Here is a 13,988-nt window from a genome sequence, read left to right on the forward strand (position 1 = left end):
GTCGGGCCGCCCCCCCCCCCGCCCGGGGGCGGGCGGGGGGGGGCGGCGGGCGGGCGGGGGGGGGGCCCCTCGGCCGCTCACATGGTGACGTCCGGCGGTGCGGCCCGGCGGGCGGACGGCGTGCCCGGCCCGGCGACCGACAGCGGCCCCGGAGTCACCGACGCCGAGTCGGCCGCCCAGCGCTGCGCGGCGGTGCCGTCGCCGACCTTGACGACGATGTCCGCGTCCGCCTGCGGCGAGGCGGAGGTCAGGGCGAGTCCTTCGCCCCAGCGGGGCTGCAACTCTCCCTGCGCGCCCACGTCGTAGCGCACGTCGGGGCCCCGCCCGTCACCGGCCTCCGCGCAGGTGCCGAGGACGACCACGCCCGTGTCCGCGTGCGAGTCCAGGCACAGGCCGGGGTCGGCGACGCTGCGCAGCAGCCCGTCGTCCTCCAGCGTCCACCGCTGGCTCCAGGCCGAGGAGCACTCGGCCAGTGCGGTGGCGGCTCCGGCCTTCGGCTCGCCCCGGACGGCCAGGCACAGGCCGGCCGCGATGTTGCGCAGCCGGGTCTCCTCGGTCGACGGGGACGGCCCGGCGGTGCCGGGTGCCGCGGAACCGCCGGACGGGGCCTCGGAGTCGGCGCCGTGCACCGTGTCCCGGGTGCCGGAGGCGCCGGTGGACGCGGCCGGGGCGGTGCCGTCGCCGTGCGACCACAGGCTGACGCCGAGCACGGTCGCGAGCAGGGAGGCGGAGACGAGGCCGAGGCCGGTGCGCAGCGCCCGGGACGGCCGCGGGCCACCCTGGGCGCGGCGGACCGGCGCGATGATCCGGGACAGCAGCCGGTGCCGGCCGCCTCCGGCCGGCCGTCCCCCGCCGTGCCGGGCGGAGCCCTTCGGGCGCGCGGCGTGCCCGGCCCGGCCCGGGCGGGAGTCGAAGTAGCGGCGGGCGCCCCAGCCGAGCACCGCCTCGGCGAGCAGCGCGCCCGGTGCGTTCTCCACCTGGCCGAGCTGCCCGGCGGCGTCGCGGCAGTAGCGGCAGTCGTCCAGATGCCGCTCGACGTCCGGCAGCAGGGCGCCGCCGCGGCGGATCGGCACGTCGAGCAGCCGGTTGTAGAAGCGGCAGTCGTCGGTCGGCGCGAGTTCGCGGTGGGCGCGCACGCAGTCCTCGCGGAACTTGTCCCTGGCCTCCCCCAGGGTGCGGGAGGCCGTGTCGGGGTCCATGCCCAGCAACCCGGCCGGGACGCCGAGCGGTTCGGCCTCCACCTCGGTGTGCCACAGCAGGCACCGGGCGGCCGGGGCGAGGCTCTCGAAGGACCGCTGGGCGAGCCGGCGGTTCTCCGGGACCAGGGTCGCGGCGGTCCGCATGCCCCGGCCTCCGGCGGGTTTGTGCAGCTCGGGCAGGGCGGCGGACACGCGGTCCTCGGCAGCCCACAGCCGGACCGTGTCCCGCACGGTCAGCAGCAGCCGGGGGCGCAGCGCGGTGCCCGGCTCGCCCAGGGTCAGCCGGTCGAAGACCTGGTGGAAGGCGGCCGAGGTCACCATGGCCGCGAGGGGCGCCGGGGAGGCGAGGCAGATCACCGCGTAGTCGTGGACCGGCTGCCAGTGGCGGGCGATCAGCAGGGCGACGCAGTGGGCGACTTCGTCGTCCGTGCTTCCGGTGAGCCGGGCGGCGAGGGATTCGTCGGGCTCCCCGGGGATCCCGCCGGGCGGGGGGCTGGGAGGACGGGTGGGGTGGGGGGTGGGCACGAAGAGGCTTCCTTTGGTACGTACCTGTGTGGAGCGGGCCCGCAGGTCTGGCACACGGCCGGCGGACGAATCGGCTCGACTCCCCAACTGTCCCTTCAGGACCGGCCCTTGCCCACGCACGGGCCGCTCAGCCTTGCACAGCTCATTGACACACAACAAGACATACCGACAACACGGGCATCATTGACGGAAATTCAGGAAGCGGGAGTCACCGGGCGCTGTGCGCGTAGCCACCGAGCGGTGCACGCCTACGCGTTACCACCATCGCCGTGCGCCCCGTGTGAAGCACGCGCACACACCGGCGCCGCACGCACGCTCCCCGCACGCCCGGCCCGGGAGTGCACTGGTGTCGGCCTCTCCAGGGGGCCCGGCGCAGGACGGCGGCTCTCCTGCGCGCGCCGGGCCGCCGACCGTGCTCCTCCCGCCCACGGCCGGCGGCCCCGGGGGACATACGGCGAGCGGTGTCAGATCTCCCAGGAGCGCAGGCGGTCGGCGGCGCCGTAGACGTCGGCCTTGCCGGACATGAGGTCGCGGCTGAGGTCGACGAGGGCGCCGTAGGGCGGGTCGATGCCGACGCCGCTGACGAACATGTAGGCCACGGCCGTCGCGCAGGCGAAACGGGCGTTGGCCGACGGCAGGGGTTTGAGCACGGCGAGGGTGTGCAGCAGGGCGGCGGCCCGCCAGGCGGGGTCCGAATCGACGCCGAGACGCGGCGGGTCGACGCGGTGACGGGCGACGGCGGCCACCAGGGCCGAGAAGTCGTCGACGGCGGGCTGGTCCGGCAGGACTTCCTCGTGGCGCTGGAGCAGCCAGGGAACGTCGATGTGGATGACGGGGGTCATCGGTCAGGCTGCCCGCCCCTCGCCCTTCGTGGCTGTCTCGTCCTCGGGAAAGGCCGTCGCGAACTCGTCCGCGTGGGCGGTGAAGAACCGCCGGAAGGCCTCGGCGCCCTCCTGGAGGGCCCGGTGCCGGGCTATGTCCGCGGCGGCGGCCTCGCGCACGAGTGCCTTCATCGACGTACCGCGCTCCTTGGCGATCTGACGCAGGTCCTCGAGCTCGCGGTCGCTGAACTCCACGTTGAGAGCTGGCATGGTCCACACGGTACCGCGCGGGTACTTTCCCGTAAATATCCGCTGATCACAGCTGCGGGACGGCGGTACCGAGGGGCGGGTCCGCGGCGGTCGGGGCCGCGCGCCGCCGCGCCGCTGGGGACGCGGCGGCGCTCCTTCGGTCCGGCTCGCTCACCCGTGTCCGGGGTGGGCGGGCGGTCCGGCGGGCCGGCCCTGGTCCGCCACGAAGGAGGCCATCCAGGCCAGCGCCGCGTTCCAGTTGATGGCCGTCTCGTTCGTCGACCAGGACTCGATGTCGTCGATGTAGCAGAACTGGCCCACGCAGCCCTGGAGTCTGCTCTGCGCGTACGGGTCCTGAATGCTGGAGTTGGCCCCGCCCGCGACGGTGCCCTTCGGCGGGTTCGGCAGGCTCGGCTCGAGCTCGTGGGCGTACCAGCGGCTGTGCTGGTTGCGGGAGCTGACCGTGCCGTAACCGGTGACGTAGGAGATGTTGAGGGCGTTGCGGCCCAGGACGTAGTCCATGCTCTGCACCGCGCCGTCGCGGTACTTCACGGCGCCGTCGAGGTCGTAGGCGGCGGCGAGGACCCGGGCGTTGTTGAGGATCTGGCTGTTGGAGCCCCAGTCGTACACGTTGTTCGCGGGCGCGTACGGCATGCCGTAGGGCTGCGCCTTCAGCGTGGCCAGGTACTTGTCCGCGCCCTTGATCACCGACTGGCGCACCTTCTCCCGGCCGGGCAGCTTGCTCGGGACGGTGGCGAGGTCGAGGCGGGCGGGTACCGCGGTGGCGGCCCAGTCGAAGCTGACACTGCCGAAGATGTCGGCCGTGTGCAGCGGGGACTTGGTCACGTGGTCGGCGAACTGCCGCTCACCGGTGGTGAGGTACAGCTCGGCGGCCGCCCAGTAGAACTCGTCGGTGGCGTTGTCGTCGGGGTACGCGCCGCCGCCGATGCCGTCGTCCGGGTCCGGGTGGACCGCGGGATGGGCGAGCGCGGCGGTCCAGGCCGTGCGCGCGGCCCGCAGCGCCTTCGCCGCGAAGGCCCGGTCGTAGGGCTCGTAGAGGCGGGCCGCCTGCGCGGCGGTCGCCGCCAGGTTCAGGGTCGCCTGGGTCGTCGGCCGGTGCAGCTCGCGCTTCTGCGGGTCCTGGCCGGGCAGCAGCGGCAGCCCCGTCCACTGCTCGTCGTGGATCTTGCTGTGCGCCATGCCGGCCAGCGGCTGCCCGGCCGGCACCTGCATCTTCAGCAGGAACTCCAGCTCCCAGCGGGCCTCGTCCAGGATGTCGGGCACCTTGTTGCCGCTCTCCGGGACGGCGAGCGTCCGGTCACCGAGGCTCGCGGGCCGGGCGGTGCGCGCGTGCAGGGTGCGCTCGTAGGTGCTCAGCAGCCCCCAGGTCGTGATGCCGCCGTTGACGACGTACTTGCCGTGGTCGCCGGCGTCGTACCAGCCGCCGGTGACGTCGAGTGTGTAGTCGCACAGGCCCGGTTGGCAGGGCACCTTGGCGTCGCCCTGGTTGGGTGCGGCGTTCAGGTGGCCGGCCGGGCGGGCGTAGCCGGGGCGCAGGTCCTCGCGGACCGGGATGCCGCTGCGCTGGGTGTAGTAGTACTTCAGGGAGTCCAGGCGGAGTTGGTCGTAGACGTCGGCACGGATGTCGAACGGGTGGCTCGTCTCGCCGTCGGCGACCAGGGTGAAGCCCTTGCCGCTCCCCCGATAGGTGCCGAAGTCGATCGAGTGCGCCTTCTGCCCGGAGGAGACGTCCGTGCCCCGCGGCGCGCTCCAGCCGTGGGCCACGACGGTCCCGCGGGCATCGCGCAGCCGCCAGGGCAGCTTGGTGCCGGCGTCGGTGACCAGCGTGGCGTTCTTGGGGCCGCCGGGCAGGTAGCCGACCTGGTTGACCCGCACCCGGGGCCCGGTGTCGGGCTCGTACACCTCCGGCGGCACCCCGCCGAGGAGCGACACGTCGTCCAGGCAGAAGCGCCAAGGGTCCGCGGTGCCGCCGAGTTGGAAGGCGACCTGGCCCTGGGTGGTGTCGACGGGTGAGGTGAAGGTGTAGGAGTAGGCGTTCCCCGAGACGCTCAGCTGCGGGCTCACCTCGAACCAGGTGTCGTACGGCGCCACCGAGAGCCCCGCGAGCGCCCTGACGACATGCCCGTCGGGGGTGCCGGTCGCCGTGAACGACAGCCGGTAGGTCTCGCCCTTCACCAGGGTGACGTCGTTCTGTCCGACGGCGGCGTCCCAGCGGTTGGCAGTGCCGCCGGGCACGTCCGCGCACAGCCGACCGTCGGACAGGCCCGCGGTGACGTTGCTCGTCGTCCACCACGGCTCGGTGGTGGTGTCGAAGGTGCCGTTCCTGACCTGCTCGACCTCGCCGGCCAGGGCCTGCGGGGCGGACGGCAGGGTGGTGAGGGCCGCCGCGAGCAGGGCTGCCGCGGACAGCAGGGTGGTTCTGCGTCGTTTCACGTCTGGGCTCCTCGGAGGAGGTACGGGCGGCGCCATGGGAGCGCTCCCAAGGGCGAAGCACCATATTTGTTGCAGCCACGACATCCGTCAACGGTCCCGACGGGACGTGTTGCCTGCCGGGCCGCCGGCACGGCCTTCCCCGCCGGACGGCCGCACCGGCCTTCCGTCCGAGGCGCCGACGCGTCCGTCCCCGGCACCGGCGCACCGCACGGCAGGCCCGGCCGCATGACTGCGTTCGACCAGCAGGGGGGTCGCCGTCCGTACGGCGCCGCCACGCACTAGGCTGGAACGGAAGTGACGCACCTGTTCACTGTGAGTGTGCGCGATGGAGTGGCGACGATGAGCCCCGTGTATCCGTTCGACGATGCCGCCACGGCTCGGGCCGTCGTCGACGAGCACGGCGTCCTCGTCGAATGGAACGAGGGCGCGCGCCGGCTGCTCGGTTGGGCGCCCGAGGAGGTGCTGGGCGAGCAGGCCGCGACCCTGCTGGCCGACGCCCCGGACGCCCCCCTTCCCGACGAGCCCCGCTGGAACGGCACGCTGACGGTGCGGCATCGCGACGGGCGCGCCGTGCCCGTCTGGGTCCTGGCCCACCACCGGCGCCCGGAGGACGGCGGCAACTGGCTCCTGGTCACCCCGCTGGAGGGCGGCGGCCCCCCGGACCCCGACGACCCGCTGACCCGGGCCGAGCTCATGCAGTCCCCCTGCGCCGTGGCGATCTACGACGAGCGGCTGCGGCTGCACGGGATGAACGCCGCCATGGCGGATGTGCTCGGGGTGCCGGCCGATCGGCTGCGGGGCCTGCGCATCTCCGAGATCGGCGGCCGCCGGCAGAGCGAGGACTTCGAGTGGCACATGCACCGGGTCCTCACCACCGGCCGGGGGAACGACGTGCGGACGTACGTGCCGATAGGCGGCAACGGCCAGGTGAGCGCCTGGCTGGCCCGGATGTCCCCGATCACCGACCGGCAGGGACGGGTGCGCGGGGTGTGCGTCGCCGCGCACGACTTCACCGAGCAGTTCCGGGCGCGCGAACGGCTGCAACTGGTCAACGAGGCGAGTGTGCGCATCGGCACCACCCTCGACGTCGCCCGGACGGCGCAGGAACTCGCCGACGTCTGCGTCCCGGCCCTCGCCGACTTCGTCAGCGTCGACCTGCTGGACCCGCCCGAGCACGGCGGGGAACCGCTCACCGGGCCGGTGACGATGCCGGTCGTGCTGCGCCGGGCCGCCCACGGCTCCATCAACGCGGGCAGCCCCGAGGCGCTGGGTACCACCGGGCGGACCGAGCCGTACCCGGCCACCTCCCCGCAGGGCGCCTCCCTGGTCACGGGCCACTCCGTGGTGATCTCCAAGGAATCCGGCGACCTCGAGAAGTGGCTGTCCTGGGACCCGGTGCGCCGCCTGCACTCCCGGGAACTCGGCGTCCACGCCACGATGTCCGTGCCGATCCGGGCCAGGGGCGTGACCCTCGGGGTCGCCGTTTTCACCCGGTTCCGGCAGCCCGCCCCCTTCATGCCCGACGACGTGCTGCTGGCCGAGGAGGTCACGGCCCGCGCCGCCGTCTGCATCGACAACGCCCGGCGCTACTCCCGCGAGCGGGAGACCGCCCTCGCGCTCCAGCGCAGCCTGCTGCCCCGCAGCCTGCCGCGCACCGCCGCGGTGGAAGCGGCCTCCCGCTACCTCCCGGCGGCCCGGGCCGGGGTGGGCGGCGACTGGTTCGACGTGATCCCGCTGTCCGGGACGCGGGTCGCCCTGGTCGTCGGGGACGTCCTCGGGCACGGTGTCCAGGCCTCGGCCAGCATGGGCCGGCTGCGCACCGCCGTGCGCACCCTCGCCGACATCGATCTCGCCCCGGACGAGCTGCTCACCCATCTGGACGACGTGGTGGCCCGGTTGTCCGCCGAGGCCGGGGCCGAGGGACGGCCCGGCGAGGTCGGCGCGACCTGTCTGTACGCGGTGTACGACCCGGTCTCGCGCCGCTGCACGCTCGCCCGCGCCGGGCACCCGCCGCCGGTGCTGGTCCCGCCGGACGGCCCGCCCCGCCGGGTGGAGCTGCCCTCCGGTCCGCCGCTGGGCCTGGGCGGGCTGCCGTTCGAGAGCGTCGAGCTCCAACTGCCCGAGGGCAGCGTGCTGTCCTTCTACACCGACGGGCTGATCGAGAGCCGCGAGCGGGACACCGACGCCGGGCACCGGCTGCTGTGCGAGGCGCTGGCCGCGCGCAGCGGCTCGCTGGAGGAGACCTGCGACCGCGTCCTGCACACCCTGCTGCCGGCGGGCGGCGCCTCCGACGACGCGGCGCTGCTGCTGGCCCGCACCCGCGTCCTGCCGCCCTCTCAGGTGGCGACCTGGGAGATCCCCGCCGACCCCTCGCTGGTCGCGCCCGTCCGCAAGCAGGTCGTCGACCGGCTCGACGACTGGGGGCTGAGCGAGGCGGCGTTCACCACCGAACTGGTGGTCAGCGAGCTGGTCACCAACGCGATCCGGTACGGCACCCCGCCCATACGGCTCCGGCTCATCCACGACGAGTCGCACCTGACCTGCGAGGTGTCCGACACCACCCACACCGCTCCGCACCTGCGCCGGGCCAAGACCTGGGACGAGGGCGGCCGCGGCCTGCTGCTGGTCGCCCAGCTCACCCGGAGGTGGGGCAGCAGGCACACCGCCGAGGGCAAGACGATTTGGGCGGAGCTGAGCCTGATCGAGGACGAGTGAACCCGGCCGGGTCTCAGGACTCGTCGGCCAGCCAGGGCCGCACCCGCCGCCGTGCCTCGTACAGCCGCGACTTGAGCGTGCCCAGCGGGATGCCCGCCCGCTCGGCGGCCTCGGCGTACTCCAGCCGGCAGATGTCCCGGTACACCAGCGGCGCCACCAGGTGGGGATGCTCCCGCTCCAGCCGCTCCAGCGCCTCCAGCAGGTCCACCCGGGAGCCCGCGATGACGCTCGTGGTGCGCGGGTCGGCGTACTGCGCGGGCTCGATCCGCGCGGGCTGCTCGGCGGCGCGGCGCTTGAGCTCCCGGTACTTCTGGCGGCAGCAGTTGGCGACGACCGTGTAGAGCCAGGTACTGAAGCGGCTGCGGCCCTCGAACGAGGTGATCCTCCGCGCGATCTGGAGCAGCACGTCCTGCGCGGCCTCCTCGGCGTCCTCGCGGCAGGGCAGGAAACGCCCGCAGCGCTGGAGCACCTCGGGCCGGACCTGCTGGAGCAGGGCCTCCAGCGCGGCGCCGTCACCGGCGGCGGCACGGCGGGCGAGGTCTTCGACCGGCGCGGCGTTCTGCACGACAAGGCCCCCTTTGCGTCGATCCCGGGGCAGGCATGATAGTCGCATGCACTCCCTCGAGCGGATCGGCCGCTACCGGCTCGAACGGCGCCTGGGCACGGGCGCGTTCGGCACGGTGTGGCTCGCCCACGACGACGAGCTCGAGGCCCCCGTGGCCGTCAAGGTCCTCGCCGAGAACTGGTCCCACCGCCTCGACGTGCGCGAGCGGTTCCTGGCCGAGGCACGGCTGCTGCGCAAGGCCGGCTCGTCCCGGGTGGTCCAGGTCTACGACATCGGTGAACTCCCGGACGGCAGACCGTACTTCGTCATGGAGTACGCCGACGCCGGCACCCTCGCCGACCTGCTCGCCGCCAGTCCGCTGCCGGTGCCGGAGGCCCTGCGGCTGACCGCGCTGGCCGCGCGCTCCGCCCACGCCCTGCACGAGGCGGGCATCGTGCACCGGGACGTCAAGCCGAGCAACGTGCTGCTGCGCACCGCGCCGGACGGCACCCGCCGGGTGCTGCTCGCCGATCTGGGGCTCGCCAAGAACCTGGCGCAGGCCTCGGGGCTGACCCTGGCGGCTGGTTCCGCCGGGTACCGGCCGCCGGAGCAGGCCGGGCCCGGCGCGGGCATCGACGCGCGGGCGGACGTCTACGGCCTGGGCGCGGTCGGCTACCGGCTCGTCACGGGCACGGTGCCCGCCGAGCCCGGCGAGGTGGTACGGCCCGAGCGGCTGCGGCCGGACCTGGACCCCGGTGTCGCCCGGGCCCTGATGCGGGCCCTGGAACCTGACCGGGAGCGGCGCTGGCCCACCGCCGAGGCGTTCGCGGACGAGCTGGACCGGCTGTCCTCGGCCTCGGCGGCCGCCGTCGGCCCGCGCGGGCGGTCCAGGACCGTCGCACTGGCCGCCACCGTGGCGGCCGTCGCCGTCGCCGGGGCCGCCTTCGCCCTGGTGAACCGGCCGTCTTCGGCCTCCGGCGTGGACGTCGAGGACGCCACCGGCCGGATCGCGGTGCGGGTGCCCGACGGCTGGGGGCGCCAACTGCGCGACTCCGGCTGGGATCCCGCGGCGCTGGAGCTGCCCGCCGGGCACGAGCCGGGACTCGCCGTCGCCGACGACCTGACCCGGTGGCAGGACCTTGGGGCCGATGTGCGCGGGGTGTTCGCCGGACTGAGCGAGCACGGCGACGTCACCGCCCGGGTCGACGCCCTCGGCCACCCGGGCTGCCACTACGACGGCGCCCGCGCCTACACCGGCGGGCGGTGGCACGGCCGGATCCGGACCTGGAGCGGCTGCCCCGGCGGCGGCCGGCTCACGGAGACCGCGCTGGTCCCGGCCGGCGGCGGGCGGCCGCAGGTGTACGTGCAGATCCGTCAGCACGGCGGCGGCGACGCGACCGAGCGCGTACTGGGCTCCCTGCGCGTCACCTGACCCCGTACGGGTGCGTGCCGCTCCACCCCGTACGGGTGAGAGCCGGCCGGGGTCCGCGCGGGAAGAAGTCACCGGGAGAAAGGTGCGGGCGGCCGCGAACTTTTCGCCCGGTCCGTGCATCGGACACTCAGGACGGCGCACCCGGCGCCGGAGGCACGCGGTCACCGCGTGCGAGCGACCCAGGAGTGTGGAACATGGCGCACAAGTCCCCGTCCGCCCGCCGGGCGGCCCTGCTCGTCGGCGCGGTCGCCCTGCTGGGCCTGCCGCTGACCGCCTGCGGCCACGGCAGCGGCACGAGTGGCGCTCCGCAGAAGGTGTCCGGCACCGCCGCGCCCGCAACCGGCGGCACCACCGTCGGGACGGCACCCGGCACGACCCCCGGTACGAGCTCCGCACCCAGCGGCGGCGCCGCGCCCCCGAGCGGCACGGCTACCGGCTCCGCCCCGGGCACCGCCCGGAACACGGGCGGCACCCGCACCCCCGCCACGAGCACCCGCTGTCACACCTCCGAACTCAGGGCGTCGGTGGGCCGCGAGAACCCGGGCGCCGGGCAGGAGAACTTCCCGGTCGTCCTGACGAACACCTCCGGCCGCACCTGCACCGTGCGCGGCTATCCCGGCGCCGCCTTCGTGGACGCCTCCGGCAGGCAGCTGGGCCCTGACCCGAAGCGGTCCTCGGGCACACCCGCCACGGTGACGCTGAAGCCCGGCCAGAGCGCGTGGGCGGGGCTGACCTTCTCCAACCCCGGGGTGAGCGGCGCGAAGACCGCGACGCCCGCCTCGCTGATCGTCACACCGCCGGACGAGCGCGACCACCTCACCGTGAAGTGGACGGCCGGCGAGGTGCCCGTGGGCGGCAACGCCTCCTCGGTGTTCCTGACGGTTTTCAGCCCCGGCACCGAGCCCTGACCCGCCCCGTCGGCGGCGCTCTCCCGCGGAGGCCCGGCGCGGCCCTTTGATGGGCGGGCACCGTCGGTCACGTCCGGAGGAACACCGCACTGAACACTCCACTGGCCGAGGCCCTCTCGGTCGTCCTGCTCGTCGCCGTGCTCGCCTGGGCCGTCGTCCGCCCCTTCGGCTGGCCCGAGGCGGTCATGGCCGTACCCGCCGCCGGGATCGCCGTCGCCACCGGCGTGATCCCGCTGGAGCACGCGCTGGCCGAGGCGGAGCGGCTGGGACCGGTGGTCGGGTTCCTCGCCGCGGTGCTGGTGCTCGCCCACTTCTGCGACGTGGACGGGCTGTTCCAGGCCTGCGGGGCGTGGATGGCCCGCCGGGCGCGCGGCCGCCCGGTGCGGCTGCTGACCTCCGTGTTCGCGCTGGCGTCCGCCATCACCGCCGTGCTCAGCCTGGACGCCACGGTCGTACTGCTGACGCCGGTCGTGTTCGCGACCGCCGCCCGCACCGGCGTACGGCCCAAACCGCACGTCTACGCCTGCACGCATCTGTCCAACACGGCGTCGCTGCTGCTGCCGGTCTCCAACCTCACCAATCTGCTGGCGTTCGCGGCGAGCGGGCTGAGCTTCACCCGGTTCGCGGCGCTGATGGCGCTTCCGTGGCTGGTGGCGATCGGCGCCGAGTACCTGGTGTTCCGGCGCTTCTTCGCCCGCGATCTGGCCACCGCGGTGCCCTCGCCGCGCACCGGCGAGACGCCCGAGCTGCCGCTGTTCGCCCTGGTCACCGTGGCCTGCACGCTCGCCGGGTTCGTCGTGGCCTCCGCGTTCGGCGTGGCGCCGGTGTGGGCCGGCCTGGCGGGGGCGCTGGTACTGGCCGGGCGCGCGCTGCTGCGGCGCAGGGCGACGGCGCTGAGCGTGGTGCGGGCCGCGGCGCCGGCCTTCCTCGCCTTCGTCCTGGCCCTGGGCATCGTGGTCCGCGCGGTGGTCGACAACGGTCTCGCCGATGCCCTCGGGCACGTCCTGCCCGGCGGTACGGGACTGCCCGCGCTGCTCGCCGTCGCCGCGCTGGCCGCCGTCCTCGCCAACCTGATCAACAACCTGCCCGCGGTGCTGGTCCTGCTGCCGCTGACCGCGCCGACCGGGCCGGGGGCCGTCCTCGCCGTGCTGCTCGGCGTCAACATCGGCCCGAACCTCACCTACGCCGGGTCGCTGGCGACCCTGCTGTGGCGGCGGATCGTGCACCAGCACGAACACGGTGTGGACCTCAGGGAGTTCACCCGGCTGGGTCTGCTGGCCGTGCCGGCCGCGCTCGTACCGGCCGTGGTGGCACTGTGGGGGGCGCTGACGGTGCTGTGAAACGGAAGGAGGCCGACCGGATGCGTGTGATCACCTGGCTGGTGGAGGGCACCTGGCCCGCCTGCGTGGACGCCGTACGCACCCATGCTCCGCACGCGTCCGACGTCGTCCTGCTGCACGTCAGCGGGCCGGAGGTGCCCGCGGTGGCGCACGGGGCCTTCGTCGGGCTGCTGGGCCGCGGCCGCGCCGAGCGCGACCCGGGCGACCTGCTGACGGACCTCGGCGGTACGTCGGCGGCCGAGCTGCTCGAGGCCGCCGCGGCCCGGCTCGGGCGGCCGTGCACCCGGATGGAGCGGCGCGGGCGGGTGGAGCGCGAGGTGGTGGCGGCCGCGGAGGACGCGGACCTGCTGGTGCTCGCCCGCGACGGCGACCGCGAGCGGCTCGGCCCGCACAGTCTGGGTCCGGCCGCGCGGTTCGCCGTCGACCACGCGCCCTGCGCGGTGCTGCTGGTGTGGCCGGAGGCGGCGCCGGACCTCACGACGATGCCGCCTCCCCCGCCGCCGCACCACCGCTGACGTCGCTCAGCGGCCGCCGCCGTGGCGGTGGCGCCTGTTCCGGTCGTCCCACGAGCAGGGGTGGCCGTGGGAGGAGCAGCGGTCCGTGGGGGACGGCTCGGCGCTACTGGGCGTGGGCGACGGGGTCGTCCGGGGCGCGCTGCGGGCCGGGGCGGGCGGCGCCGCCGGTTTCGCAGGCTCGGACGGTCCGGGGCCGGGCCGGGCCGACGAGCCGCCGTCCAGGTCCCAGTTGACGACCTCCATCTGGAGCTCCGGCGTGGAGCTGTCCATCGCCCAGCGCTGGGTGTCGCTCTTCGCACGGGTCTTGAGCACGAGGGCGCCGCCGCCGTCGGTGGCGGCGGGCGTCAGGGCCAGGTCCTGGTCGAAACGGGGTACGAGGGTGCCCTGAAGGGTGAAGTCGTAGCGGATGTTCCTGGCGCCGGGTCCGGAGCCGTCCACACAGGGGGCGAGCCGTACCGAGTAGCCGAGGCGGGAGTCCAGGCACAGGCCGGGCGCGGCGCCGCTGCGCAGCAGGCCGTCGGTCTCGTACACCCACTGCTGGCCGGGGGCCGAGGAGCAGGCCTTCAGCTCGGTCTCCGCGCCTTCGACGGCCTTCTTGCCGACGACGTCGACGCACAGTCCGGACGCGGCGTTGTGCAGCCGTCCGCGCAAGGTGCCCCTGGCCGCCGTCCCGGCTCCGGTCCAGGACGGTCCGGAGGAGGCCGAGGCGCCGGTGCCGGGCGGCCCGGAAGGCTGCCCTTCGGGGCGCGTCGGGGTTCCGTCCCCGGGGCCGAGCACCGCCCAGAGCGCGATCGGCAGCACGACCAGCCCGCTCACCGTCGCCACCGCGATGGCCAGGTTCCGCTGCCGCGCCCGCCGCGCCGCCTTCCGGGCCGACCGCCCCCGCGCGGCCGCACGGCCCCCGGCCTTCACGCCTGCCGACACCACCCCATCCCCCGGTCCCGCTGTCGCGGCGCCGCGACCGGCCGGTGCCGGCTGCGCGTCCGGCGTTGGCGCCCCGCGATCGCCAGAGCCCGGCTCGGCCCCCGTACCGCGACCGGCCGGTGCCGGTTGCGGGACCGGGCCGTCGGCCGCGGTGGTGGGCGGCGGGGCGGAACCCCAGGGCTCGGCAGCGGCGGGGGCCGCGAAGGGCGCGGCGGCGAACATCTCGGGGGCGGGCCTACCCGCCGGGTCGGTGCCGAGGGCGCCGCCCGGGTACGGACCGTCAGGCCGTCCGGCCGGGTACGGACCGTCAGGCCGTCCGGCCGGGTACGGACCGTCAGGCCGTCCGGCCGGGTACGGACCGT

General features: G+C 75.2%; 11 protein-coding genes. 5 read left to right on the forward strand and 6 right to left on the reverse strand.

Annotated features, from left to right (window positions below):
* Window positions 1-77: 77 nt before the first annotated feature.
* The 4 genes from ABZ818_RS39620 to ABZ818_RS39635 form a co-directional block, all read right to left on the reverse strand.
* The gene (locus tag ABZ818_RS39620; protein ID WP_361426253.1) at window positions 78-1,724 is read right to left on the reverse strand and encodes an RICIN domain-containing protein; all 1,647 of its coding nucleotides are present in this window, start codon (window positions 1,722-1,724) and stop codon (window positions 78-80) included.
* A 464-nt stretch (window positions 1,725-2,188) separates the two neighbouring features.
* Window positions 2,189-2,566, reverse strand: a complete 378-nt coding sequence (locus ABZ818_RS39625) for a toxin Doc (protein ID WP_361426256.1) — start codon at window positions 2,564-2,566, stop codon at window positions 2,189-2,191.
* Between the two features lie 3 nt (window positions 2,567-2,569).
* Window positions 2,570-2,815 (reverse strand): hypothetical protein, encoded by a 246-nt coding sequence (locus ABZ818_RS39630; RefSeq protein ID WP_100571383.1) that lies wholly within the window; start codon window positions 2,813-2,815, stop codon window positions 2,570-2,572.
* Between the two features lie 150 nt (window positions 2,816-2,965).
* Entirely contained in the window at window positions 2,966-5,248 is a 2,283-nt protein-coding gene (locus ABZ818_RS39635) for a glycoside hydrolase family 9 protein (protein ID WP_361426260.1), read from the reverse strand.
* A gap of 339 nt (window positions 5,249-5,587) precedes the next feature.
* On the opposite strand from ABZ818_RS39635, the gene ABZ818_RS39640 reads away from it, so the two are divergent.
* Window positions 5,588-7,963, forward strand: a complete 2,376-nt coding sequence (locus ABZ818_RS39640; RefSeq protein ID WP_361426263.1) for a SpoIIE family protein phosphatase — start codon at window positions 5,588-5,590, stop codon at window positions 7,961-7,963.
* 13 nt (window positions 7,964-7,976) lie between these two features.
* Here the strand turns inward: ABZ818_RS39640 and ABZ818_RS39645 are convergent, their stop codons facing one another.
* Window positions 7,977-8,528 carry an RNA polymerase sigma factor gene (locus tag ABZ818_RS39645; RefSeq protein WP_361426266.1) on the reverse strand — a complete coding sequence of 184 codons (552 nt, stop codon included), beginning with the start codon at window positions 8,526-8,528 and terminating at the stop codon, window positions 7,977-7,979.
* 46 nt (window positions 8,529-8,574) lie between these two features.
* Here ABZ818_RS39645 and ABZ818_RS39650 point away from each other — a divergent pair, with 46 nt between their 5' ends.
* From ABZ818_RS39650 to ABZ818_RS39665, 4 genes are all read left to right on the forward strand, one after another.
* Window positions 8,575-9,939 carry a serine/threonine-protein kinase gene (locus ABZ818_RS39650; RefSeq protein ID WP_361426269.1) on the forward strand — a complete coding sequence of 455 codons (1,365 nt, stop codon included), beginning with the start codon at window positions 8,575-8,577 and terminating at the stop codon, window positions 9,937-9,939.
* Window positions 9,940-10,133: 194 nt separating this feature from the next.
* On the forward strand, window positions 10,134-10,847 hold the full coding sequence (locus ABZ818_RS39655; protein ID WP_361426272.1) for a DUF4232 domain-containing protein: 714 nt from the start codon (window positions 10,134-10,136) through the stop codon (window positions 10,845-10,847).
* A gap of 137 nt (window positions 10,848-10,984) precedes the next feature.
* A complete protein-coding gene (locus ABZ818_RS39660; protein ID WP_361426275.1) occupies window positions 10,985-12,187 on the forward strand; it encodes an arsenic transporter in 1,203 nt (400 codons plus the stop codon).
* Window positions 12,188-12,207: 20 nt separating this feature from the next.
* Complete coding sequence (locus tag ABZ818_RS39665) at window positions 12,208-12,702, forward strand: universal stress protein (protein WP_361426278.1); 495 nt, start codon at window positions 12,208-12,210, stop codon at window positions 12,700-12,702.
* A 6-nt stretch (window positions 12,703-12,708) separates the two neighbouring features.
* Here the strand turns inward: ABZ818_RS39665 and ABZ818_RS39670 are convergent, their stop codons facing one another.
* On the reverse strand, window positions 12,709-13,626 hold the full coding sequence (locus tag ABZ818_RS39670; RefSeq protein ID WP_361426281.1) for an RICIN domain-containing protein: 918 nt from the start codon (window positions 13,624-13,626) through the stop codon (window positions 12,709-12,711).
* Window positions 13,627-13,988: the final 362 nt, after the last annotated feature.

The organism is Streptomyces sp. NPDC047453 (assembly GCF_040643155.1).
In the GTDB taxonomy this organism is placed as follows: Bacteria; Actinomycetota; Actinomycetes; order Streptomycetales; family Streptomycetaceae; genus Streptomyces.

Bases quoted from the DNA above. Each gene is read 5' to 3' on its own strand.
- ABZ818_RS39625 (WP_361426256.1), bottom strand. From the start codon at position 2,566: ATGACCCCCGTCATCCACATCGACGTTCCCTGGCTGCTCCAGCGCCAC.
- ABZ818_RS39665 (WP_361426278.1), top strand. From the start codon at position 12,208: ATGCGTGTGATCACCTGGCTGGTGGAGGGCACCTGGCCCGCCTGCGTG.
- ABZ818_RS39630 (WP_100571383.1), bottom strand. From the start codon at position 2,815: ATGCCAGCTCTCAACGTGGAGTTCAGCGACCGCGAGCTCGAGGACCTG.
- ABZ818_RS39655 (WP_361426272.1), top strand. From the start codon at position 10,134: ATGGCGCACAAGTCCCCGTCCGCCCGCCGGGCGGCCCTGCTCGTCGGC.
- ABZ818_RS39650 (WP_361426269.1), top strand. From the start codon at position 8,575: ATGCACTCCCTCGAGCGGATCGGCCGCTACCGGCTCGAACGGCGCCTG.
- ABZ818_RS39640 (WP_361426263.1), top strand. From the start codon at position 5,588: ATGAGCCCCGTGTATCCGTTCGACGATGCCGCCACGGCTCGGGCCGTC.